The following is a 23,760-nucleotide window of genomic DNA, read 5'->3' on the forward strand; positions in this document are numbered from 1 at the left end:
CGACACCGATTACTTGACGTAATGTAGATTATCGGCGTTCTTCGGAAGGGTGGTATCCGAAACTCGGCTCCGCGGCAAACCGGCCTTTTCAAGGCGGAACTTCCGGCTCCGGCCAGAAGCCCGGGTGCAGCCGGTAAGGCGCCGGGGTTTCCTCGCGGCACGCTCGCGCGGCCACGCGGCGCCCCTTACGTCGCATGCATTATGTCAACTCGGGATGTGTGCGCCGACCTGTGAGCACTCAACCAATTCGACGGACAGCACACGCCCGCGGCGCCTATCCCGGACGGCACCAACAGCCAGCGGCAACCGCCCCGCCCCTTCTGCCGCACGGTGCTAGGAGGTTCCACCGGGCGCCTGCCCCGCGGGCCACCGGTCGGTGATCATTTCCGTCATCTCGTTCACCCAGGTGTCGTCGAGGGCGGCGTCTCGGCGGATGAGGATGCGGAAGATCGCGGTGCCCGCCACGACCTCGGCGAGCATGGGCAACTGGTCGTCGTCGCGGCGTCGCCGGCCGTAGCGGGATTCGAAGACGGCCAGATTACCGGCCAACCGGTCGATCATCATGCGGTGCACTTCCGGGGCGGCGACGGTGTCGGCGATCAGCCCGGGTAGCGCCAGCCGCACTTCCGGTCTGTCGAACATGACGCGGACCGTCTCGACCAACGCCCGGATGTCCTCGCGGATATCGCCGGAACCGTCCGGCGTGGGGATCGTTTCGGCGGACAGCACGGCCTCGTGGACGAGCTGCGCTTTTCCCGACCAGCGCCGGTAGATGGCGGCCGTGGTTGTCCCGGCTCGTGCGGCGATCGCCGACAACGACAGCGCCGGGTAGCCCGTCTCCAGCAGCAATTCCCGGGTGGCCGCGATGATCGCGGCGTCGATCCGCCCGTCGCGCGGCCGCCCGGGCGTGGATCGCGCAGACCTCTTGCCTTCCTTGCGGCCTTCTGCTGTCATGTTCCAATCCTAATTCCAATACGGCGTGCATCATATTTGAGGGAGACCGTGTGAACCTGAGCCCACTCGACGAGTATCCGATTCATCAGACGCCGGCGCCCCTCACCTGGCCCGCCACCTCCGACCGCAACTTCTACGATCGTTCGTACTTCAACGTGCTCGATCGGGACGGCCGCTTCATGGCGCTGACCGGTATCGGCTACTACCCGCGCCTGGGCGTCAAGGACGCCTACTTCGTCGTCCGCCGCGGCGACACCCAGACGGCGGTGCATCTGAGCGACGCCATCGACGACGACCGTCTCCACCAGAACGTCAACGGCTACCGGCTCGACGTCGTCGAACCGTTGCAGGAACTGCACCTCACCTTGGCCGAGACCGAGGGCATCGCCGCGGATCTGACCTGGCGCGGACTGTTCCCCGCCGCCCTGGAACGGCCGCACGACATGCTGACCGAGCGGCGAGTGACCCTGCAGGCGTGCCGGTTCGCCCAGGTCGGCACGTGGCAGGGCTGGATCGATATCGACGGCGAACGGCTCACCGTCGAGCACGACACCAGCGTGGCGAGCCGTGACCGGTCCTGGGGTATCCGGCCGATCGGTGAGCCGGAGCCGGCCGGGCGGCCGGATGCCGCGTTCCGCGGCATGTGGTGGCTCTACCTGCCGCTGGCCTTCGACGACTTCCAGCTGTTCCTGATCCTGCAGGAAGACCCCGACGGCCACCGCAGCCTCTACGACTGCACCCGCCGCTGGCGGGACGGCCGCGTCGAACAACTCGACGGGGTGCGCGTCACCGTCGACTACACACCCGGTACGCGGATACCTCGGGGCGCTCATATCTCGTTCCTGAACCGGGCCGGCGACCGGATCGAGCTCGATATCGAATCGAAGCTCTTCGCGCCCATCGCGTTCGGCTCGGGTTACGGTGGCGACTCCTCGTGGGCACACGGCACCTGGAAGGAGGGGCCGTTCGCCGAACGCGTCGGCTTCGACCTGACCGATCCGGCGGTGATGGCCCGGGCGGCGTTCAGTCTCATCGACCATGTCGGGGTGGCCGTGTGCACCGAAGCCGACGGGCAGGTGCGGGAGGGCGCGGGGTTATTCGAGCACGGGGTGATCGGACCGCACTACCCGTCGGGTTTCGCCGACTGGACCGATGTGGCGGAATAGGTACGACGGATGAAGATCATGACAGCGCTGTACGGCCCCACCGATGCGGTCGAGCGCGCGAAAGTGCTCCAGGAGGCCGGGGCCTCGGGTGTGTTCACCTTCGAGGGCCCGTTCGATGTGTTCACGCCGCTGGTGTTGGCCTCGGCGGTCGAGGGCCTCGATGTGATGTCCAATGTCGCGATCGCGCTCCCCCGCAATCCGATCCAGCTCGCCCACCAGGCCAACGATCTGCAGTTGCTGTCCGAGGGGCGTTTCATCCTGGGTTTGGGCACGCAGGTGCGGGCGCAGATCGAGAAGCGTTACGGGGCCGAATTCGACCGTCCGGTGGCACGGATGAAGGAAATGGTGGGGGCGCTGCGCGCGATCTTCGCGGCCTGGAACGACGGTGCGCGGCTGGATTTCCGGGGCGAGTACTACCGGCACACGCTGATGACACCGACGTTCGTGCCGGGACCGAATCCGTTCGGTCCGCCGCCGATCTATCTCGGTGCCTTGGGACCCCGGTTGACCAGAGCCACCGCGGAGGTGGCCGATGGTTTGCTGGTGATGCCGTTCGGGACGAAACGGTTCCTGCACGGTACGACGATGCCGGCTGTCCGCGCGGGGCTGGCCGCGGCGGGGCGTAGCGAGGACGATTTCGAGGTGGTGCCCGAGATCATCGTGTCGGTGGCCGGCGGACGAGACGACGATCATGCCTCGACTCGGATGCTGCTGGCGTTCTACGGTTCCACCCCGGCCTACCGGCCGGTGCTCGACGCCCACGGCTGGGGTGATCTGCAGCCGGAACTGAACGCGATGTCGAAGCAGGGTCGCTGGCGGGAGATGGCGACCCTGATCGACGACGACATCCTGCACACCATCGCCGCCTGCGGTACTCCGGCGGAGGTGGCCGCGCATATCCGGGCCCGTGTCGATGGTGTGTCGGATCGGATCTGCCTGTATCAGCCGGGCCCGATCGCGGTCGAGGCGCTCGCCGAGATCGTGGACGCGTTGGGAGGTTCCGCATGTCGGTGATCGAATTCGACGCTGTCCGCGACGATCGCTACGGCGGTAAGGCGGCCGGCCTCGCCCGGCTGCACCGTCTCGGATTCGCGGTACCGGTGGGTTTCGTCGTCGCCGATGTATCCGCACCTGGTGCCGTCGAGGCGGCGGCGGAGAGGTTCGCCCGGATGGCCGCCGACGGGACTGCCCCCGTGGCTGTCAGGTCCTCCGCGGTCGGCGAGGACGGGGACGATCAGTCCTTCGCCGGGCAATACGACACGGTGCTGGGTGTCGACTCCCTCGACGCTTTCGCCGCGGCCGTGCGCACCTGCGCCGCGTCCGTTCGTTCCCGGCGGGCGTCGTCCTACAGCGGGCAGCGCGGCGCCACCATGCATGTGGTGGTTCAGCAGATGGTCGACGCGCGCGCCGCAGGCGTCGTGTTCACCGCGGATCCGGCGACCGGCCGCCGCGACCTGATGGTGATCGACGCCGTCACCGGACTCGGTGACGCGCTGGTGGACGGTACGGTCTCCCCCGACCACGTCGTGCTGGATTCGCGCGGGGCGCTCGCCGTGCAGGAGGTCGGCGAGGTGCCGGTGCTGTCACCGGCGGAGATCGCGGAGATCCGGTCGGCTGCCCTGCGCGCTGCCGAGCACTGGGGCCGGCCGGTGGATCTCGAATGGGCGATCGACCGGTCCGGGAAGCTGTGGTGGTTGCAGGCCCGGCCGATCACGACGCTGCCCGGTGATCTGAACGAGATGGATTCACCGCTCGCGGGTGCCGACCATGTGTACACGCGCTGCAATATCGGTGAGATGATGCCGGGGGCGTTCTGCCCGTTGACGGCGTCGGTATCCGGTTATGCCATCGACTACGCGATGCAGATGGTGCAGGTGGTGGCGCGGGCTCAGCCTCGTTATGAGAAGCCGTGGCTGCAGGTCGGCTATTTCTACGGCCATATGTTCTTGAACCTGACCGAGGGTACGGCGCTGAGTTCGGGTCTGCTGGGCAATTCGCTGGAGCAGTTCTCGATGTCGATCTGTGGGCGGGTGGTCGAGGAGTTGCAGGCGCAACCTCCGAAGCCGTTCGCCCGCAAGCTGGTCAATACCGTCCGGCTCACCACGCACGCGTTGTCCGCCGGGCCGGCGATCCGCCGTCTGGGCGACCGGATTGCCGCATTCCGGGTCCCGGCCGGTGATGATCCGCGGCTGGTCTTGCGGGAGCTGGAAGCCGGTGTCGAGCTGTATTGCGATGTCACGCTGACCCATGTGCGGTCGTCTTCACGCGCCGCGGTGGCCGCCAATATCCTCGAGAGTGTTCTGGTGCGGCGGGCGATCGGGAACGGGCGCGGTGAGGAGGAGGGGCGAGCCGAGGCGGCCAGGCTCATGGCCGGTGCCTCCGAGGTGGAGAGCGCGCTGATGCTGGAGGAGCTCGATGCGGTCGTAGGCGGTCTCGCCGCCGACGCTGCGGCCGCCGAGGAGTTCCTGGCGGGTGAACCCGATCAGGTGGTCGGCGCGCTGCGGGCCGCCGACAGCGCCGGCGGTCGGGCGTTGCGGCGTTTCCTGAGCCGGCACGGTCACCGCGGGTATCGCGAGCTGTGTATGCGTGACCCTTCGTGGGCGGAGGATGCGGGCGGTTTGGGAGCGATGATGCAGGTCATGTTGCGCTCGGCGCTCGATCGGGCCGACCGTGGACCGGCGCGTACTCAGGTCGAGACGAACAGTTCGGGGGTTGTCCGGTTTCTCGCCCGGTTGGCGCGGGGCGGCGCGCGCGGGCGTGAGGAGACGAAATCGAAGATGGCGTTGACGGCGCATGCGCTCAAGCTCGGTTACCGGCATCTGGGTGAGGTACTGGCCGGGTCGGGGCGGCTGCCGGACGCCGATCTCGTTTTCTTCTTCGATCGCGGGGAATTGCATCGCGTCGTCGGTGCCGAGGACATCACCGATCTGGTGCAGTGTGCCCGGAAGCGTCGTGAAGCGCTGACGTTCCAGGATTCGCTGGAGTTCGACGATGTGTCGGTGGGCCGGCCGGTACCGCTCGTCGCCCGGCCACAGCATGCAGCCACCGACGACCGGATACCGGGCCGGCCCGCCGGCCGGGGAATCGTGGAAGGGGTGGTGCGGGTCGCGAAGTCGGTTGTCGATGCTCGTGATGTGCGGCGCGGTGAGATTCTGGTCGCCCCGGTCACCGATGTGGGGTGGACGCCGTATTTCACCGTGATCGCTGCTCTTGTCACCGATATCGGCAGTTCGGTATCCCACGGCGCGGTGGTGGCGCGCGAGTACGGTTTACCGTGCGTCGTCAACACCTTGGTGGCCACTCGTGTGCTTCGGACCGGCGATCGCGTACGCGTGGACGGGGATCGAGGTCTGGTCACCCGTCTCGGCGAGCCGTGATTCGCGCCCTGAGCGGCACCCCTCTCCCCTGTCGGGTAAACCGGGTATCTCCCATATTTCGTCACTCTGACGAAATGGGCTGGGGTGGAAGGCTTCTGTGGCGCGAACCCCGAGCTTCGCCACCTTCTCTTGCGGCCGGGCGCGGCTTCGACGCCTCTGGGGTCGCCGTGGTACTTGGGAAATTTCGGGCGGATATGGCCTGACAGCGGTGATCCGATCGACTGGTTACGTCGGTCAGGTAGCCGCTTCGATCGCAGGGTTGGTGGGTTGGCCGCTTCTCTCGGCAGTGCGCTGGCACCGTCCGCACCTACTGGGACGGGTGTCCACTCTGGCCGCTCAGGCCGGGATTCATAGAGATCGAGTTGGCCGATCTGTAGTTGCGCGGCCCCCGGGTTGGTTTCGGGCGCGGAGGCCAGTGCGAGGTTTGATTCAGTGCCGGCGATCTCGATGCGCGTCCTGGGCGCGGCTATGTCGCCGTCGTGCAGGTGGATAGAAACGATGGCGCCGCTGTCGAGTTCGGCGTGGGCGAGGAAATGGTCGGGCGCGGTGACGGTGATCGGCTCGCCCGTTTCGGCTACCCGGTGCTCGCCGGTTCGGATGGCCGGTCGGATGGCAAGGTCGCGGATTGGTCCGAGCAGGTGCTGCACGAGGTCGAGGGCGTGTCCACCGAGAACCTCGACCAGTCCGGCGCCGTTTCGGTGGTCGTAGGTGTAGGCCGTCCAGGCGGGAACGTCGCGCGTATTTCCCTTGCTGCGGGAGCTGTAGACGGTCGCGGACTGCACAGTACCCAGGCGTCCGTCCGCGATCATCGCTCGCGCTCGACGAACGGCCGGCGAGAACCGTGCCTGCAAGCCGACTGTGCCATCAACACCCGCCCTCTCTGCGTCGGCGGCCAGCGCGGCGGCTTCGGCCGCCGTCGTGGCCAGCGGCCATTCGCAGTACACGTGTTTGCCGGCGTCGAGCGCGGTGGTGACCAACTCAACGTGCGTGGGCACCTTCACGGTGACGACCACGAGGTCGACGTCGGGATGCGTGGCAAGGCTGCGGGCGTCGGTGAACGCATGTCGCGCGCCGAATCGTGCACGCGCGGCTTCCGCGCTGTCTTCGCGGGTGGTAGCCACCGCGGTAAGTGCGAACTCGGGCAGTGCGACGATCGCAGGAATGTGCGCACGCGCTGCCCATCCCCGGTCCGGGTTCGCTCCGAGGACGCCGACGCCGATCGGCCTGACCATTCCCACACCTCCATAAGCGGGTCAAACTGTTCCGGTTTCAGACGATATCAGAAGCGGAACTGGTTGACCCGGTTGGCTAGACTCTGGGCATGCACGACTCCGCAGTGGATGCGCTGCTCGCACGGGGCGAAACCCGCCCGCGCGCGGACGCGCGGCGCAACGTCGAGCGGCTGGTCACCGCGACACGCCAAGCGATCAACGAACAGGGGCTTGCCATCACAACCCGCGACATCGCGCAACGCGCGGGGGTGGGCCTGGGCACGCTGTATCGGCGGATTCCGTCGCTGGACGCACTTCTCGCCGCCATTCTCACAGACACCATCGATGAGATGACCGATCGAGCACGACGTGCGCTCGACGACCCCGACGCGTGGCAGGGCTTCGTCGAGTTCGCCGAGACATATGTACAGCTACGAGCGTCTAGTTGTGGTCTGCACGAGGCGCTGTCCGGTCATGGCGGCCGTCTCGATCTGGAGCTGCGCATCACCCGTCTCCAGCAGGCGGTGCATCAGCTCGTCCAGCGGGCGCAACGTACCCATGTCATCCGCGATGACCTCGACTGGCGTGATATCCCCTTCGTGCTCGCCACCGCGATACCCGCCGACCACACCATCGGTCTCGAACCGAGACCCGACCAATGGCGCCGAAACCTGCGCATCATCCTCGACGGCCTCCGCCCGGCAACGGAGAGTTCCCGTCCACCCGTCGTCGCCGGCGGGTTGCATCAGAAGAGCGTGTCGGCCGAGCGCAGCGGCCGGTAGCCGGTGGAGCCGAGCTGCGCGAGCTCGCCCGCGATATCCACGCCGATGGAGCCGAAGAAGTTGATGTTCTCGCTGTGCGCCGGGGAGATGTGGGCCAGCACCTCGTCGTCGATCCGGCGCGCGGACCGGCGCATCGCCGCCTGAACGGGCAGCGGCCTGATCAGGCGGTTCCGGCTCGCCGGTTGCGCCAGAGAAGGACGGTGCCGGCCGTCAGGGCGGCCAGGGTGCCGAGGTTGACGCCCGCGCCGCGGTCATCTCCTGGCGGTAGCCGACGCGGGCGGGTTCGGGAAGCCGGGGCATCAGCACTCCTCTCCGGCGGGGTGATCGCAGCAGTCGCAGGACGGGCCGCTGCCGGTGGCGGTCAGGGCGGTCGGTGCGGGACAGCAGGTGTCGCCGTGCCAGGCGTTGCGGCCTTCGCGCACGGCGACGGCGGCGATGACCAGGGCGGCGATCGGGTCGGCCCACGACCGGCCGAACAGGCTGTTGAGCAGGAGCCCCACCAGCAGTACCGCCGAGAGGTAGGTGCACAGCAAGGTCTGTTTCGAATCGGCCACCGCGGAAGCCGACCCGAGTTCCCGTCCGGCGCGACGCTGGGCCCACGACAGCACCGGCATGATCACCAGGCTCGCCGTGGCCAGCCCGATCCCGACCGGCGAATGCTGGGCTTCACCCAGCCCGAACAACGCCCGGATCGAGTCGACAGTCACGTAGAGAGCGAGGGCGAAGAAGGAGAACGCGATGATCCGCAGCGCGATCTTCTCCCGTTTCCCTGGGTCGCGGCCGGCGAACTGCCAGGCGACCGCGGCCGCGGAGGACACCTCGATCACCGAGTCCAGGCCGAACCCGATCAACGCCGTCGAGGACACCCGGACGCCTTCGGCAACGACAGCGCGATGTCGTTCTGCGCCGCGACATGCTCACCGCCGCGGCCCGGCGCGAACGGTGCTGCTGGGTACGCTGGCCTGGCAGCTCATATCTTTCGTCCACCGCGGTCAAACCTGTGCTGGATACCCGTCACCCACGGTGACGGGTGCGGCCGCCGCATCGAGAGGAAGAACAGATGAGTCCCACGATTCGCAGTGTGGTGGTCCCGGTCTCCGATCTGGGGTCCGCGAAAGCGATCTACACGGCGTTGCTCGGTGCCCCGCACACCGATGAGGCGTATTACGTCGGCTATTCCGTCGACGGTTTCGAGGTGGGGCTCAATCCGCACGGGGATGTTGCGGAGGGGCCGGTGGCCTATTCCGATGTCGAGGATGTCGACGCCGTGCGCGCGGCGCTGCTGGCGGCGGGCGCCACCGAAGGTTCGGCGCCGCGTGAGGTAGCGCCCGGGGTGCGGGTGTGCGTGCTGCGGGATTCCGACGGCAACCCGATCGGTCTGCGGGGGAAATAGCCGCCTCGCCGCGGCGTCGGGAGCGGAGGTGGGTATGCGCAGACGGCGGTGGACGGTTGTCGGTGCCGCGGCGGTGACGGTCGCGGGATTGCTGGCGGGGTGCGGGATCGAGGAACCGGTACCGGGGGGTGCGCCGGTGTCACCGACCGATACGGCGGTGCAGCCCGATCGGGCGGCCGGTGTGGATATCCCGGATGGGCGGGTCGAACATATTCTGGGCCGCGTCGAGCAGCGGGCCCGGGAGCTGATGGATGTTTCCGGTATCCCCGGGATGGCGGTCGCGGTCGTGCACAACGGGGAGGTCGTGTTCAGCGAGGGGTTCGGGGTTCGGGAGGTGGGCACCGAACAGGCGGTCGATGCGAACACGGTGTTCCAGCTGGCGTCGCTGTCCAAGCCGGTGGGCGCGACCGTGGTGGCGCGGCAGGTCGCTGCCGGCGCGGTCGGCTGGGATACGCCGGTGCGGCAGCTCGCCCCCTGGTTCGCGTTGCGGGACCCCTATGTCAGCGACGCCGTGACCGTCGGTGACCTGTACGCGCATCGTTCCGGGTTGCCCGATCATGCCGGGGACATGCTGGAGGATCTGGGGTTCGACCGGGCCGCGGTGCTGCACCGTTTGCGGCTGCTGCCGTTGGGGCCGTTCCGGGATTCCTACGAGTACACGAATTTCGGGTTGACGGCGGCGGCGACGGCGGTTGCGGAGGCGGCGCGCCTGGATTGGGCCGATCTTTCGAAGCGGGAGATCTACGAGCCGCTGGGGATGGGGGCGACCAGTTCCCGGTATGCCGATTTCGTTGCGGCCCCGGATCGTGCGGTGGGACATGTGCGGGTGGACGACTCCTATCGCCGCGCCGAGCCCGCGCGGCAACCGGACGCACAATCTCCGGCGGGTGGGGTCAGTTCCTCGGTGGCGGATATGGCCCGGTGGATGACGATGATGCTCGGCGACGGCACGTTCGAGGGTCGTCCGGTGGTGGCGCCGGAGGCGCTGCTGCCGGCGGTGTCGCCGCAGGCCGTATCGTCGCCGCCGACAGCGCCGGATGCGCGGTCGGGGGCGTACGGGTTCGGGTTCAATGTGGGAACGTCGGCGGCGGGCCGGGTGGTGTTGAGTCACTCCGGGGCGTTCAACGCAGGCGCCGCGACGGCACTCACACTGATTCCGTCGGCGGATGTGGGGATCGTGACACTCACGAACGCGGCGCCGATCGGTGTCCCGGAGACGTTGAATGCCGAGTTCGCGGATCTGGTGCAGTTCGGGGAGATCCGCCAGGACTGGTGGGGGCTGTACCGCGAGGCGTTCGCGGGGATCGAGGCGCCGACCGGTGAACTGGTGGGCAAGACCCCGCCGCCTGCTCCCGCGCCCGCGGGCCCGCTGGACGGTTACGCGGGTGTGTACGGGAACGAGTATTTCGGTCCGGCGGAGGTCGCGGTGGAGGGTGAGCGGTTGCTGCTGACCTTGGGGCCGGGGAAGGTGACCGTGCCGCTACAGCATTGGGACGGGGATACGTTCGTGTTCATGCCGTCCGGGGAGGCGGCGAACCCGGGGACGGTGTCGCAGGCGCGTTTCGACGGTGACCGGTTGTGGCTGGAGTTCTACGACGCCGACGGCTGCGGCACGTTCGTGCGCTAGCCGGCGCCCGGTTGCTGCCGGCACGGCCCCCTCTCCCGGGCCGGGTGAGGGGGCCGCCGTCGCGGCTCAGCTTTCGACGTAATCCGCCAAGTGCTGTCCGGTGAGGGTGGAGCGGCCCGCGACCAGGTCGGCGGGGGTGCCTTCGAAGACGATGGTGCCGCCGTCGTGGCCGGCGCCGGGGCCGAGGTCGATGATCCAGTCGGCGTGCGCCATGACCGCCTGGTGGTGTTCGATGACGATCACCGATTTCCCGGCGTCCACGAGCCGGTCCAGCAGGCCCAGGAGGTTCTCCACATCGGCGAGGTGCAGGCCGGTGGTGGGTTCGTCGAGAACGTAGATGCCGCCTTTTTCGCCCATCCGGGTGGCCAGTTTCAGGCGTTGCCGTTCACCGCCGGAGAGGGTGGTGAGGGGCTGTCCAACTTTGATGTAGCCGAGCCCGACATCGACGAGGTGGCCGAGGATTTTGTGGGCGGCGGGAATGCGGGCGTCGCCGGCACCGAAGAATTCCTCGGCTTCGGCGACCGACATCTCGAACACTTCGGCGATATTGCGGCCGCCGAAGGTGTATTCCAGCACCTCGGCCTGGAATCGCCGGCCTTCGCATTCCTCGCAGGGTGATTCGACGGTGGCCATCACACCGAGATCGGTGTAGATGACGCCGGCGCCGTTGCAGGCGGGGCAGGCGCCTTCGGAGTTGGAGCTGAACAGGGCGGGTTTCACGCCGTTGGCCTTCGCGAACGCCTTACGGATGGGGTCGAGCAGGCCGGTGTAGGTGGCGGGGTTGCTGCGCCGGGACCCTTTGATGGGGGTTTGGTCGACCATCGCGACATCGTCGTGGTGGGCGACCGCGCAGTCGATCAGCGAGCTCTTACCGGATCCGGCGACGCCGGTAAGCACCACCAGCACACCGAGCGGGATATCGACGTCGACATCGCGCAGGTTGTGCGAGTCGGCGCCGCGGACCTGCAGCGCCCCGCTGGGTGTGCGGACCGACGGTTTGAGGGTGGCGCGGTCGTCGAGGTGGCGTCCGGTGAGGGTGTCGCTGCCGCGCAGGCCGTCGATACTGCCTTCGTACATGACCTGCCCGCCGTCGGTGCCGGCGTGGGGTCCGAGGTCGATGATGTGGTCGGCGATGGCCATCACTTCGGGTTTGTGTTCGACGACCAGCACCGTGTTGCCTTTGTCGCGCAGCTGCAGCAGTAGTTCGTTCATGCGCTGGATATCGTGCGGGTGCAGCCCGATGGTGGGTTCGTCGAACACATAGGTGACATCGGTGAGCGAGGAGCCGAGGTGCCGGATCATCTTGGTGCGCTGGGCTTCGCCGCCGGAGAGGGTACCGGCGGGCCGGTCCAGGGAGAGGTAGCCGAGCCCGATGTCGACGAACGAGTCGAGGGTTTGCCCGAGCGCGGTGAGCAGCGGCGCCACCGAGGGTTCGTCGAGGTCGCGCACCCAGGCGGCGAGGTCACTGATCTGCATGGCGCAACAGTCGGCGATGCTGATGCCCTTGATCTTGGATGAGCGGGCTTGCGCACTGAGCCGGGTGCCGCCGCAGTCGGGGCAGGTGTCGAAGGTGATCGCTTTGTCCACGAACGCGCGGATATGCGGTTGCATGGCTTCGCGGTCCTTGGACAGGAACGATTTCTGGATCCGCGGGATCAGGCCCTCGTAGGTGACGTTGACGCCTTCGACCTTGATCTTGGTGGGTTCTTTGTACAGCAGGTCGTTCAGTTGTTTCTTGGTGAACTTCTTGATCGGTTTGTCCGGGTCGAAGAAGCCGCAGCCGCGGAAGATCCGCCCGTACCAGCCGTCCATGCTGTAGCCGGGGATGGTGAAGGCGCCTTCGTTGAGGGACAGGTTCTCGTCGTAGAGGGCGGTGAGGTCGAAATCGGAGACCGATCCGCGGCCTTCGCAGCGCGGGCACATCCCGCCGGTGATACTGAAGCTGCGGCGTTCGCGGACGGTCTGCCCGCCCTTCTCCACGGTGACGGCGCCGGCGCCGCTGAGGGAGGCGACGTTGAAGGAGAACGCCTGCGGGGAGCCGATATGCGGGGTGCCGAGCCGGCTGAACAGGATGCGCAGCATCGCGTTGGCGTCGGTGGCGGTGCCGACGGTGGAGCGGGGGTCCGAACCCATCCGTTCCTGGTCGACGATGATGGCGGTGGTGAGCCCGTCGAGGACATCGACATCGGGGCGCGCCTGGTTGGGCATGAAACCCTGGATGAACGCGCTGTAGGTTTCGTTGATCAGCCGCTGCGATTCGGCGGCGATGGTGCTGAAGACCAGGGAGCTCTTCCCGGAACCGGAGACTCCGGTGAACACGGTGAGCCGGCGTTTCGGGATTTCGACGCTGATGTCTTTCAGATTGTTCTCCCGCGCCCCGTAGACCCGGATCAGGTCGTGGGTGTCGGCGACGTGCGGCTGCGCCGATCGGGTGCCGGTTCTCGTGGCAGTGCTCATCTGGTCTCCCTCTGTGGTTCGGTCCGCCCCGCCCGCCGTCATCCGATCGATCCAACCAGAGCGCGGTGACAGGTTTCGTCACCGCGGGGTGTGCGGCCGGATCGGCCGGACGACGGGGCCGTCCGGCCGGATATCGAGGATCGTGCGCGGGGCGCTACATCCGATGTGTGGGCGGTCGCTCAGCCGGCCTGCTGGATGCGGATCATATTGCCGGCGGGGTCGCGGACGGCGCAGTCACGGATACCGTACGGCTGATCGGTGGGTTCCTGGATGATCTCGACATCGGCGCCCTGCAGCCGATCGAAGGTGCCGTCGAGGTCCTCGGCGGCCAGATTGATCCCGGCGTAGGTGCCCTTGGCCATCATCTCGGTGACAACGCGGCGTTCGTCGTCGGTGATACCGGGGTCGACGGCCGGCGGGGTGAGCACGATGGAGGTGCCGGGCTGACCGACGGGGCCGACGGTGATCCAGCGCAACCCCTCGTAGCCCACATCCTTGCGCACCTCGAAACCGAGAAGGTCGCGGTAGAAGGCCAGCGCCGCGTCCGGATCGTCGTGCGGCAGGTAGCTGGAGTGGATGGTGAGTGTCATGACGACGACGCTAGCCGCGCCGCGGTGACCTGCGCTTCTCGATTCCTGATCGGTCTGGTCACCTGTTTGGCGACACAACTCGGCATCCCGGCCACCTCCCCGGCCGCCTGCTGCCGGTAGACACTGGGCGGTACGCCGACCAGTTCGGCGAAGCGGGTGCTGAAGGTGCCCAGAGAGGAGCAGCCGACGGCGAAGCACACCTCGGTGACGGTCATGTCCCCGCGCCGCAGCAGGGCCTTGGCGCGTTCGATCCGCCGCGTCATCAGGTAGCCGTACGGTGATTCGCCGTAGGCGAGCCGGAACCGGCGGCTGAGGTGACCGGCGGACATGTTCACTCCGCGGGCGAGCGCTTCGACATCGAGGGGCTGAGCGTATTCACGGTCCATCCGGTCGCGGACGCGACGCAGCAGCGCGAGGTCGCGCAGTTTCGGGTCGGCGGCCGGTGTGCTGGTCACGGGGGAATCGTGCCATATCGGACGCCTCGCTGCCCAGGCCCCGTGGCCGGTCACCGGCGCCCGCCACGCGACCGGTGTGCCCGGCTACTTCCCGCCGCCGGCGGCCAGCCGCATCAGATCGGTGTCGAGGTCGATACCGGTTTCGCTGCCGCCCGCGCTGCCGAAGGTGTGTTGGTAGCTGTCCCAGGATTCGTCCTTCACCTTGTGCGCGAATCCGCTTTCCATGAGCAGCACCAGTTCGAGCGCGGCCCGGTCGATCCGTTTGTTCAGATCGGTGTCGTTCCAGTCCTCCGACGCCGCGAACAGCGAGGTCGGCACGGTCATGGTGCGCAGGAAGGCGAACAGTGCGCGCATCTGTTCGTCGACGACGAGGGCGTGCCGGGAGGTGCCGGCGGTGGCGGCCAGGATCACCGGTTTGGCGATGAGCAGGTCGTTGTCGAGCACGTGGAAGAAGGAGGTGAGCAACCCGCTGGGGGCGGCCTTGTAGACCGGTGCCGCGACGACCAGTCCGTCGGCGGCCGCCAGGGTGTCGATCGCCGCGGTCATCTTCGGGCCCATCAGCTGGGATACCAGCGCGGTGGTGATTTCGGTGGCCAGTTCGCGCAGATCGATCACGGTGACGGTGACCGGTGCGCCGCGGCGGCCGGCGACAGCGCCGACGCGGGCGGAGATACGGTCGGCGAGCATCCGGGTCGACGACGGGTTGCTGGTTCCGCCGCTGACCACGACGAGCCGGTAGGGGTTGCGGGCCTGTCCGTTCGTGTTCATCACTGTTTCCTGTTCGTGGTGTCGGCGAGTTTTCCGCAGAGGTCTTCGAGGGCGCGCAGTTCGTCGTCGGTGAGTGCGCCGGTCAGGGCCCGCGCGACGCCGACGGCGTGGCGACCGCCCACCCGGCGCTGCCGGGCCCGGCCCTCGGCGGTGAGGGAGAGCCGGACCCCGCGGCCGTCGTGCGGATCGCGGGTGCGCTGCACGAAACCGCGGTCGACGAGCCGGTCCACCATCCGCGACAGCGCCGGCTGGGTGAGCAGGACGTGCCGGTTCAGTTCGGCGGGCCGGATCGGTTCCGGGCATTTCGACAGCGTGTAGAGGACGTCGTATTCGCGCATGGTCAGCCCGTGCCAGACGTCTTCGGCGGCGAACTGTTTCATCAGCGCGGCGTGCGCGGTGAGCAGCGCCTCCCAGGCGTCGTTCGCCAGGCGGCTGCCGGTTCGGCCGCCGCGCCGCCGCGCTACCTCCTCGGGGCCCGGCCCGCTCATGCTCTGCTCACCGGGTATGAGCGGGGGCCCTGCGGGGTCACGCTGGGCTACCTCGTCCGGGCCTGACCCGCTCATACCGTGGCATCCATATAGGGGCTGGCGCCGGCGAGGTTGTCGCCCTGGTTGGCGTTGGGCCGGGCCTGCCGGGGGGTGGCGTCGCCGTATTCGGCGGTGACCCGCGCCTGGTGGGTGGGGGCGGGCGCCGATGCGGGGTCGCGGCGGGCTGCCAGTTCCTTGCGCAGCACCGGGACCACTTCCCCGCCGAGCAGGTCGAGCTGGTTCAGCACCGTTTTCAGAGGCAGGCCGGCGTGGTCCATCAGCCACAGCTGGCGCTGGTAGTCGCCGAAGGTGTCGTGGAAGGTGAGGGTTTTATCGATGATCTCCTGCGGGCTGCCGACCGACAGCGGGGTCATTTCGGCGAAATCCTCCAGCGAGGGGCCGTGGCCGTAGACGGGTGCCTCGTTGAAGTAGGGCCGGAATTCGGTCCAGGCGTCCTGGGATTTCTTCGCGATATAGGCCTGTCCGCCGAGACCGACGATCGCTTGTTTCTTGGTGCCGTGGCCGTAGTGCTCGAACCGCTGCCGGTAGAACTCGATGAGCTGCAGCGAATGTACGGTCGGCCAGAAGATGTGGTTGGCGAAGAACCCGTTGCCGTAGTAGGCGGCCTGTTCGGCGATCTCCGGGGTGCGGATGGAACCGTGCCACACGAACGGCGGCACACCGTCGAGGGGGCGCGGGGTCGCGGTGAAACCCTGCAGCGGGGTGCGGTAGTTGCCTTCCCAGTCCACAACGTCCTCACGCCACAGCCGGTGCAGCAGGTTGTAGTTCTCCAGGGCCAGTGGCAGGCCGGCGCGGATGTCCTTGCCGAACCACGGGTACACCGGTCCGGTGTTGCCGCGACCCAGCATGAGATCCATCCGTCCCTTGGCCAGATGCTGCAGCATCGCGTAGTCCTCCGCGATCTTCACCGGGTCGTTGGTGGTGATCAGCGTGGTTGCCGTGGTGACGATCAACCGTTCGGTGAGCGCGGCGATATGGGCGAGCAGGGTCGTCGGCGAAGACGAGAAGAACGGCGGGTTGTGATGCTCGCCGATGGCGAACACATCGAGCCCGACCTCTTCGGTTTTCTTCGCGATCTGCACGATCGCGTCGATTCGCTCGGCCTCGCTGGGGGTCACGCCGGTGACGGGGTCGCGGGTGATATCGCTGACCGAGAAGATTCCGAACTGCATCCGAGGACACTCCCAACCTAGTTTCTATGCATTTGCATCTACTTGAACCGAGGGGTCTGCCGGGTTATTCCGGCGCCCGTCCACCGGGGGCGCCGGAGCCCGATGGACCGGAGGTCAGGTACGCACTCCGCCGTCCCGCATCAAGGCCAGCGCGGCCTTCGGGGCCAGACCCCGCGGCAACGGCAAACCCTTGCCGTTGCTCATCCGCAGATAGACGACCTTCCGGAACACGTCCGCGTGGGTGATCGCCGAATAGGGCAGGTGGATATCCGTGGTCTGCGGCAGCCGCAGGTGCAGGGCGTTATGGGTGTATCGCGCCCACATCTGTGTGCCGGGCCGGGCGAAGCGGCGGACGTTGGCGTTACCGCGGATCATCGTCCACACGGTGACCAGCGCCAGCACTGCCAGTTCGAACGCCAGGACGACGAAGAACGCGCCGAAGATCTCCAGAATATCGATATCGGTGTCCGAGCCGCCGGCCAGCAACCGGATGATTCCGCCGATCAGCAGGATCACCGGAAGGACCGTCACCATGATCCATGTTGCCCGCAGCCGCCACGTCATCACGGCCGTCACCCGGCTGAGCGCACCGGAGGTGGATCTGTCGGAGACGAAGGTGACCTCGATCGGTTCGGCGGCGGTGCGCCCCGGATACATCGGCTGTTGCTGAGGATGCACGGAATTCCCTCCCCTTCCGGCGCCGCGGCGCCGGTTCTTCGAAACATCGTGGTATTACGGAGTTTTCGACACTACCGGTGGCCCGCTGCGCACCGGTGCGGGGGTGGGGCAGCCGGCGGCTACAGCGGCGCGGGCTCGGCGGTGAGCGAGTCCAGGTCGCGGATGGCGGCGCAGCTGCGGCGGATCATGGTGGCGAACATGGCGTCGCCCCGTTCGCTGGGTGTGCCGTAGGCGGCGCCGAACACCGCGACCAGTGGGCCCTGCAGGGCGGCGAACCGGTAGTCCTGCCGGCAGGCGTCCAGGGAGTAGCCGGTGACCCCGAGTTCGGTCAGCCGCCGATGGTAGGTGGCGATGAGGTCGCCTTCCGCCGCTCGGCGCGGCTCGGGGTCGAGACTGGTCGTGACGAAGTAGGCGAGGTCGCGGGCGGGGAGCCCGAGGTTCACCGTCTGCCAGTCGACCGCGGTGACCACCGCCGGGTCCCCCGGGCCGAACAGCAGGTTGTCCAGGCGGTAGTCGCCGTGGACGAGGCCGAATCGTTCGGGCCGGGCGATCAGCCAGCCGGCGATGATCTCACCGCAGGCGCGCACGGTGTCGCGGTCTTCGGGGGTGAGCCGGTCGCCGAGGCGGTCGAGGAAGAGATCGGTGGTGGGTCCGTAGAGTTCACCCAGCGTCGCGGCTTCCTCGGGGCCGTTGCGGCTGAACCCTTCGATATCCAGTAGCGCCTGGTCGCACCAGCGGGGTGCGTGCAGGCCGGCGAGGTTCGCGACGGCCTGGTGGGCGTGCGCGACCGTGCATCCGGCGATCTGGTCGCCTTGGCTCGCCGGTGCGAGGTCTTCCAGCAGCAGCACGAATTCACTGCCGGATCCGTGGATTTCGGCGTAGTGGCAGCGGGGAGTGCGCACCGCGACCGTCGCGGCGAGCTCGGTGTAGAACCGGACTTCCTGCCGGTAGGCGCCGGCGAGCATTTCCCGGGTGCCGGGGTCGGCGGCCGGAAGTTTGGCCAGCAGGCGTTCCGGGACGCCGTCGCCGGTGAGCCGCAGCCGGAACACCGAACCGATCTGGCCGGTCCCGACCGGCTCGGCGGCGACCGTATCGACGGCGGCACCGAGGGCGGCGGTGAGCCATTCGGGGGTGAGTTCGGCGGCGGTGAGCGGGATCGGCATCATTTCTCCACGGATCGGCGGGGCGGGCGTTGCGAATCCGCCGGTTCCCGGCGATCGCGCCAGGCGTCGAGCACCGGTATCAGTTCGGTGGGCGTGTTGCCGTGCAGGATGACCCCGTCGGCACCGGCCCGGAATTGGTCGGCGATCCGGGCCGCGCACCGGGCGGCGGTGCCGGTGGCCGAGGCGGCCAGCCATTCGGCGGGCAGGAGTTCCTCTACGGCGGCGAGGGTCTCCGGGCCGGCCACCGCGTCGAGCGCGCCACCGGCGCCGGTGACCAGGGGGTGGGCACGGAAATCGGTGAGCACTTGCGGGTCCCAGCCGTTGACGCGGACCAGGATGTCGCCGTAGCCCTGCAGGTAGGTGCCGAGGCGGCCGACGAGTTTGCGCAGGCGCGCGGTTTCGCCCTGGGAGTCGTCCACCACGGCCAGCACCGAATGGATCCGCACACTGTGCGGGTCACGGCCCGCGGCTTCGGCGGCGGCGCGGATGGCTTGTACCGCGCGGGCGGTGGTGTCGTCGGTGAAGAAGGTGTGCAGCACCACCGAGTCCGCGATCTCACCGGCCAGGCGCAGGGTGTTGGGGCCGATCGCGGTGAGCGTGACCGGGATTTTCTCGTCGTAGGCCGGATCGAGTTGCAGCAGAGGGTATTTTCCGGCGGGTCCGTCGTGACCGAGTACGGTCTCACCACGCCACAGGCGGCGGTAGAGATCGACGGCGTCACGGATCTGAGCGGAGGTGATCCGCGGGAGGCCGATCACGTCGAACAGCGCGTCGAACCCGCGGCCGAGGCCGAGGCTGTAGCGGCCGCGGGTGAGACGATGCAGGGTGACCGCCCCGGCCGCGGTGACCAGCGGGTGGCGGGTGTTGTGATTGGTGGCGGCGGTGCAGATGCGCAGGCCGGTGGTCACCGCACCCGCCGCGGCAGCGAGGGTGAACGCTTCTTTGGTGTTGAAGCGTTCCGACAGGAACAGGGTGCCGAGACCGAGTTGGTCCGCGGTACGCGCCTCGTCGAGCAGCGCGTGCGGGTCGGTGGCGTGGCCCGCCAGGCCGTAACAGCCGAGTTCCGGGAAGGAACCACGCTGCGCTACCGCCTCCGGGCCCGACCCACTCATGCCGTGCCCGCCTGTTCTTTGCTGCCCGTGATCATCCGGTGCAGTTCGTCCGGCGTCCACGGTGGCGTGTCGTTGTGGTCGCGGAAGCCGAGGATGGCGGGGGTGGGCCGGTCGTAGCGGCCCAGGAAACCGCCGGCGGCGACGAAGATCTGACCGGTGACCGCGCGCGCTTGCGTCCCGGCGAGATACAGGTAGAGCTGGGCGACGTATTCGGCGGGTGGGGCGTCGAGGGCGGCGTTCTTGCTGATTTCGTCGAGCATCCCGCGGCGGTAGAGCTCCATGATCTTCGCTTCGTAGGCGAAACCGCTGGAGAGCCGGGTTTTCGCGCCGGGGCAGACGACGTTGGCGCGGACCTCGTGTTCGGCGAGTTCGGCGGCGATGGCGAGGGTGAGGCTGTTGACCGCGCCCTTTCCGGCGGCGTAGCCGGTGCCGCCGTAGTCGCCGAGGTAGGCGAAGGAGCTGGTGTTGATGATGCTGCCGCGGCGTTGCGCCACCATTTTCGGGGCGGCGGCGCGGCAGGTGTTGAAGGTGGTGGTGAGGTGGGAGTCGAGCAGGGCGCGCCAGTCGCGGGTGGTGACGTCGAGGATGGACGATTCGGCGGGTTCGGCGATACCGGCGCAGTTGACCAGGATGTCGATGGTGCCGAAGGTGCGCACACAGGTGTCGATCAGTGCGTTCGCGACCCCTTCGTCGGCCGCACTGCCCGCTACCCCGGTCGCGCGCTGCCCGGCGAGGGTGATCGAGTTGACGGTGCGTTCGACCGCGGCGTCGTTGCGGCCGTTCACGACGACTCCGGCGCCGTTGCGGGCCAGGGCGTGCGCGACGGCGTGACCGATCCCGCTGGTGGCACCGACGACCACCGCGCCGCGGCCCCATAGGGTTTGCTGACCGCTCATGGACCTGCTCTCGTTTCCCGGGGGCCGCGACCCGTATCGCGACCGAACACTATTCCGTACAGGTGTCCGGACAGTATGGCACTCCGGCGTTGGCGCGTCAGCGAATCGTCGGCTTACCCCGAGTCGTACGCCTTGCCTGCGGTAGACACCCCGTAGTACTGTCTGGACAGGTGTCTACCATAGATCCTGGACAGTAATCTGGGGAAGGATTTCCACATGACTTCGGTGAAACCGCCGCGGGTGTCCGGAGGCGAGCACGAACACGGCCATCTGGAGGAATTCCGCACCGACCCGATCGCGCTCATGCGCCGGGTCCGCGAGGAATGCGGCGACGTCGGCCAGTTCGAACTCGCCGGCCGCCACGTCATTCTGCTCACCGGCGCCGAAGCGAACGAATTCTTCTTCCGCGCCGCCGACGAGGACCTCGACCAGGCCGCCGCCTACCCGTTCATGAAACCGATCTTCGGTGAGGGCGTGGTCTTCGACGCCAGCCCGGAACGGCGCAAGGAGATGCTGCACAACTCCGCGCTGCGCGGCGACCAGATGCGCGGGCATGCCGCCACCATCGAACGCGAAGTCGACCGGATGCTGGCCAACTGGGGCGACGAAGGCGAAATCGACCTGCTCGATTTCTTCGCCGAACTCACCATCTACACCTCCTCGGCCTGCCTCATCGGCACGAAGTTCCGGGAGGAACTCGACAGCCGGTTCGCGCACCTCTACCACAATCTGGAACGCGGCACCGACGCCCTGGCCTACGTGGACCCGTACATGCCGATCGAAAGCTTCCGCATCCGCGACGAATCCCGCGCGAAACTGGTGGAGCTGGTCCAGGAGATCATGGACGGCCGGATCGCGAACCCGCCCGAAGGCAAACAGGACCGCGACCTGCTCGACGTGCTGGTGTCGGTGAAGAAAGAGGACGGCACCCCGCATTTCAGCGCCAGCGAGATCACCGGCATCTTCATCTCGATGATGTTCGCCGGCCACCACACCACCTCCGGCACCGCCGCCTGGTCGGTGATCGAACTGCTGCGCCACCCGGAGGTGCTGTCGGGCGTCGTGAAGGAACTCGACGAACTCTATGCCGACGGCCAAGAGGTGAGCTTCCACGCGCTGCGCCAGATCCCGCAACTGGAAGCGGTACTGAAGGAAACCCTGCGCCTGCATCCGCCGCTGATCATCCTCATGCGGGTCGCGCAGGGCGAATTCGAGGTATGCGGGCACACCATCTCCGAAGGCGACCACGTCGCGGCGACCCCCGCGATCTCCAACCGGCTGCCCGAGGATTTCCCGAACCCCGACAGTTTCGACCCCGGCCGCTATATCGACCCCAACCAGGAAGACCTGATCAACCGCTGGACCTGGATCCCGTTCGGCGCCGGCCGCCACCGCTGCGTCGGCGCCGCGTTCGCTCTCATGCAGTTGAAAGCGATCTTCTCGGTGCTGCTGCGGGACTGGGAATTCGAGATGCTGCAGCCCTCGGAAACCTACCGCAACGACCACTCGAAAATGGTGGTCCAGTTGCAGCAGCCGTGCAAGGTGCGGTACCGCCGCCGGCGCCGGGAGAACTGATGGCCTACGTCATCACGCAGCGCTGCTGCAACGACGCGAGCTGCGTGACCGAATGCCCGGTGGACTGCATCCGCCCGCGCCCGGAGGACCCGCAGTTCGCGACCGCGGAAATGCTCTACATCGATCCGGACACCTGCATCGACTGCGGCGCCTGCTACGAGGCATGCCCGGTGGACGCGATCTACGCAGAGGAGGACCTGCCCGAACATCTCGACGGCTTCCGCGACGTCAACGCCGGCTACTTCGCGAAACACCCGCTGCAACCGGATATGTCTCCCCCGCCGCCGGTGCAGCGCCTCGCCAAGGACCTCGGGACCCTGCGGGTCGCGATCGTGGGCACCGGGCCCGCCGCCTGCTACGCCGCCGAACAACTGCTCACCGCCGGGTCGGTGGAAGTGGAGATGTTCGACCGGCTGCCCACCCCGTGGGGGCTCGCCCGCTACGGGGTGGCACCGGACCACGCACAGACTCGCGGGGTCACCGAGATGTTCGCGGCCGCGTTCAAACGCGACACCCTGCAGATGTATCTCAACACCGAGATCGGCACCCACCTCACCCACACCGAACTGCGCGACAGCGTACACGCGGTGATCTACGCGGTCGGCGCGCCCGCCGACCGCCGCCTCGGCATCCCCGGCGAAGACCTGCCGGGCAGCCATTCCGCCACCGAATTCGTGGCCTGGTACAACGGCAACCCCGACTACGCCGACCGGGTGTTCGACCTGTCCGGGCAGCGGGCGGTGATCGTCGGCAACGGCAACGTCGCCCTCGATATCGCGCGGGTGCTCACCATGGACCCCGACGAACTGGCCCGCACCGATATCGCCGACCACGCGCTGGCGGCGCTACGGAACAGCGAAATCCGGGAAGTCGTGATCCTCGGCCGGCGCGGACTGCTGCAAGCCGCCTACAGCGCACCGGAATTCCGGGCACTGGGGCGGTTGACCGGGGTCGATATCGTCGTCGACCCAGCGGACGTGGTGCTCGACGAGGCCGGGCAGGCGTACCTCGACAGCCCGGACGCGGCCTACGAACTCGGGCTGAAAATCGCCGCCGCCGGCGAGTACGCGGCCCGGCCACCGCGCGACGGACACAAACGGATCCGGTTCCAGTACTGCGTCTCCCCCACCGAAATCACCGGCGACGACCGGGTGCGGTCGGTGCGGTACGTGCACAACACGCTCACCGGCCCCGCCCGATCACCGGCCGCGCACCCGACCACCGAATCCGGTGAACTGGCAGCCTCGCTGGTCCTGCGCGCCGTCGGATACCGCGGGCAACCGATCGGCGACCTGCCGTTCGACGAAGACCGCGGCGTACTGCCCACCGAAGCGGGCCGGGTCCTCGACACGGCCGCAACACCGGTCACCGGCGTGTACGCCGCCGGCTGGATCAAACGCGGACCACGCGGGGTCATCGGCTCCAACCGCGCCGACGCCGCGGAAACCGTGGCCGCCGTCCTGGACGATTTCCGGGCCGGCGCACTCCCGGCCCCCACCCGGGACCGCACCGCGCTCACCGAACTGGTCCGGCAACGTCAACCCGATATGCTCGACCGCACCGCCTGGCAGGCGATCGACCGCGCCGAACGCGCCGCCGGCGCCGCCGCCCAACGCCCACGCGTCAAGATCGCCACAGTCGACCAGCTGCTGGCCACCGCGCGCAACGGGTGACCCGGCGCCGATCATCCCCGCGCCGGTAACGAAGCAGACCGGGCCGGTCAGGCAGGGGATCACTGGTGGTTACGCGGCGGCGGCCCGGATCGGTGCAAAGGTGACACTGGCCGCTTACGCCGCCTTGCCCCTCGACACCCGAGACCGCGGCTCCTCCACCGTC

The 23,760-nt window shown here is 68.1% G+C and carries 19 protein-coding genes and 3 pseudogenes; 8 read left to right on the forward strand and 14 right to left on the reverse strand.

Annotated features, from left to right (window positions below):
* Positions 1-333: 333 nt before the first annotated feature.
* On the reverse strand, positions 334-954 hold the full coding sequence (locus tag ACQEVO_RS12445) for a TetR/AcrR family transcriptional regulator (protein WP_432912411.1): 621 nt from the start codon (positions 952-954) through the stop codon (positions 334-336).
* A 50-nt stretch (positions 955-1,004) separates the two neighbouring features.
* Between ACQEVO_RS12445 and ACQEVO_RS12450 the strand changes: the two genes are divergently transcribed.
* From ACQEVO_RS12450 to ACQEVO_RS12460, 3 genes are read left to right on the forward strand one after another with little or no spacing between them, the layout of a single operon-like run.
* Positions 1,005-2,120, forward strand: a complete 1,116-nt coding sequence (locus tag ACQEVO_RS12450; protein ID WP_432912412.1) for a hypothetical protein — start codon at positions 1,005-1,007, stop codon at positions 2,118-2,120.
* Positions 2,121-2,129: 9 nt separating this feature from the next.
* On the forward strand, positions 2,130-3,134 hold the full coding sequence (locus ACQEVO_RS12455; RefSeq protein WP_432912415.1) for a TIGR03617 family F420-dependent LLM class oxidoreductase: 1,005 nt from the start codon (positions 2,130-2,132) through the stop codon (positions 3,132-3,134).
* Entirely contained in the window at positions 3,125-5,497 is a 2,373-nt protein-coding gene (locus ACQEVO_RS12460; RefSeq protein WP_432912417.1) for a PEP/pyruvate-binding domain-containing protein, read from the forward strand. The genes ACQEVO_RS12455 and ACQEVO_RS12460 overlap by 10 nt, the downstream gene beginning before the upstream one ends.
* A gap of 407 nt (positions 5,498-5,904) precedes the next feature.
* Here the strand turns inward: ACQEVO_RS12460 and ACQEVO_RS12465 are convergent.
* Positions 5,905-6,729, reverse strand: a pseudogene (locus ACQEVO_RS12465) (Gfo/Idh/MocA family protein); the annotation flags it as partial.
* Positions 6,730-6,818: 89 nt separating this feature from the next.
* On the opposite strand from ACQEVO_RS12465, the gene ACQEVO_RS12470 reads away from it, so the two are divergent.
* Entirely contained in the window at positions 6,819-7,490 is a 672-nt protein-coding gene (locus ACQEVO_RS12470) for a TetR/AcrR family transcriptional regulator (protein ID WP_432912419.1), read from the forward strand.
* Here the strand turns inward: ACQEVO_RS12470 and ACQEVO_RS12475 are convergent.
* Both ACQEVO_RS12475 and ACQEVO_RS12480 read right to left on the reverse strand, forming a co-directional pair.
* Positions 7,454-7,624: pseudogene (locus tag ACQEVO_RS12475) on the reverse strand (hypothetical protein); the annotation flags it as partial. The gene ACQEVO_RS12470 and the pseudogene ACQEVO_RS12475 sit on opposite strands and share 37 nt — an antisense overlap.
* Before the next feature lie 165 nt (positions 7,625-7,789).
* A pseudogene (locus tag ACQEVO_RS12480) lies at positions 7,790-8,380 on the reverse strand (cation transporter); the annotation flags it as partial.
* A gap of 170 nt (positions 8,381-8,550) precedes the next feature.
* Here ACQEVO_RS12480 and ACQEVO_RS12485 point away from each other — a divergent pair.
* Positions 8,551-8,883 (forward strand): VOC family protein, encoded by a 333-nt coding sequence (locus tag ACQEVO_RS12485; protein WP_432912421.1) that lies wholly within the window; start codon positions 8,551-8,553, stop codon positions 8,881-8,883.
* Positions 8,884-8,917: 34 nt separating this feature from the next.
* Positions 8,918-10,510 (forward strand): serine hydrolase, encoded by a 1,593-nt coding sequence (locus tag ACQEVO_RS12490; protein ID WP_432912423.1) that lies wholly within the window; start codon positions 8,918-8,920, stop codon positions 10,508-10,510.
* 66 nt (positions 10,511-10,576) lie between these two features.
* Here ACQEVO_RS12490 and ACQEVO_RS12495 read toward each other — a convergent pair whose 3' ends face one another.
* The 10 genes from ACQEVO_RS12495 to ACQEVO_RS12540 form a co-directional block, all read right to left on the reverse strand.
* Positions 10,577-12,967, reverse strand: coding sequence for an ATP-binding cassette domain-containing protein (locus ACQEVO_RS12495; RefSeq protein ID WP_432912425.1), 2,391 nt, complete (start codon positions 12,965-12,967; stop codon positions 10,577-10,579).
* 179 nt (positions 12,968-13,146) lie between these two features.
* Positions 13,147-13,557 (reverse strand): VOC family protein, encoded by a 411-nt coding sequence (locus tag ACQEVO_RS12500; protein ID WP_432912427.1) that lies wholly within the window; start codon positions 13,555-13,557, stop codon positions 13,147-13,149.
* Complete coding sequence (locus ACQEVO_RS12505; RefSeq protein ID WP_432922621.1) at positions 13,554-13,943, reverse strand: helix-turn-helix transcriptional regulator; 390 nt, start codon at positions 13,941-13,943, stop codon at positions 13,554-13,556. The genes ACQEVO_RS12500 and ACQEVO_RS12505 overlap by 4 nt, the downstream gene beginning before the upstream one ends.
* Before the next feature lie 153 nt (positions 13,944-14,096).
* Entirely contained in the window at positions 14,097-14,780 is a 684-nt protein-coding gene (locus tag ACQEVO_RS12510; RefSeq protein ID WP_432912429.1) for a CE1759 family FMN reductase, read from the reverse strand.
* Positions 14,780-15,343, reverse strand: coding sequence for a MarR family winged helix-turn-helix transcriptional regulator (locus tag ACQEVO_RS12515; RefSeq protein WP_432912431.1), 564 nt, complete (start codon positions 15,341-15,343; stop codon positions 14,780-14,782). The genes ACQEVO_RS12510 and ACQEVO_RS12515 overlap by 1 nt, the downstream gene beginning before the upstream one ends.
* Entirely contained in the window at positions 15,340-16,500 is a 1,161-nt protein-coding gene (locus ACQEVO_RS12520) for an LLM class flavin-dependent oxidoreductase (protein ID WP_432912434.1), read from the reverse strand. Before ACQEVO_RS12520 ends, ACQEVO_RS12515 begins: the two co-directional genes overlap by 4 nt.
* A 114-nt stretch (positions 16,501-16,614) precedes the next feature.
* Positions 16,615-17,178: a hypothetical protein gene (locus ACQEVO_RS12525; protein ID WP_432912437.1), complete on the reverse strand. Its 564-nt coding sequence runs from the start codon at positions 17,176-17,178 to the stop codon at positions 16,615-16,617.
* Positions 17,179-17,297: 119 nt separating this feature from the next.
* The gene (locus tag ACQEVO_RS12530; RefSeq protein ID WP_432912440.1) at positions 17,298-18,344 is read right to left on the reverse strand and encodes a phosphotransferase; all 1,047 of its coding nucleotides are present in this window, start codon (positions 18,342-18,344) and stop codon (positions 17,298-17,300) included.
* On the reverse strand, positions 18,341-19,453 hold the full coding sequence (locus ACQEVO_RS12535; RefSeq protein ID WP_432912441.1) for a TIGR03857 family LLM class F420-dependent oxidoreductase: 1,113 nt from the start codon (positions 19,451-19,453) through the stop codon (positions 18,341-18,343). The genes ACQEVO_RS12530 and ACQEVO_RS12535 overlap by 4 nt, the downstream gene beginning before the upstream one ends.
* Positions 19,450-20,349, reverse strand: a complete 900-nt coding sequence (locus tag ACQEVO_RS12540) for an SDR family NAD(P)-dependent oxidoreductase (RefSeq protein WP_432912443.1) — start codon at positions 20,347-20,349, stop codon at positions 19,450-19,452. The genes ACQEVO_RS12535 and ACQEVO_RS12540 overlap by 4 nt, the downstream gene beginning before the upstream one ends.
* A 216-nt stretch (positions 20,350-20,565) precedes the next feature.
* Between ACQEVO_RS12540 and ACQEVO_RS12545 the strand changes: the two genes are divergently transcribed.
* Both ACQEVO_RS12545 and ACQEVO_RS12550 read left to right on the forward strand, forming a co-directional pair.
* On the forward strand, positions 20,566-21,924 hold the full coding sequence (locus tag ACQEVO_RS12545) for a cytochrome P450 (protein ID WP_432912445.1): 1,359 nt from the start codon (positions 20,566-20,568) through the stop codon (positions 21,922-21,924).
* A complete protein-coding gene (locus ACQEVO_RS12550; RefSeq protein ID WP_432912447.1) occupies positions 21,924-23,597 on the forward strand; it encodes an FAD-dependent oxidoreductase in 1,674 nt (557 codons plus the stop codon). The genes ACQEVO_RS12545 and ACQEVO_RS12550 overlap by 1 nt, the downstream gene beginning before the upstream one ends.
* Positions 23,598-23,760 lie beyond the last annotated feature (163 nt).

Origin of the sequence: Nocardia sp. CA-290969 (genome assembly GCF_050936135.1) — a bacterium.
In the GTDB taxonomy this organism is placed as follows: Bacteria; Actinomycetota; Actinomycetes; order Mycobacteriales; family Mycobacteriaceae; genus Nocardia.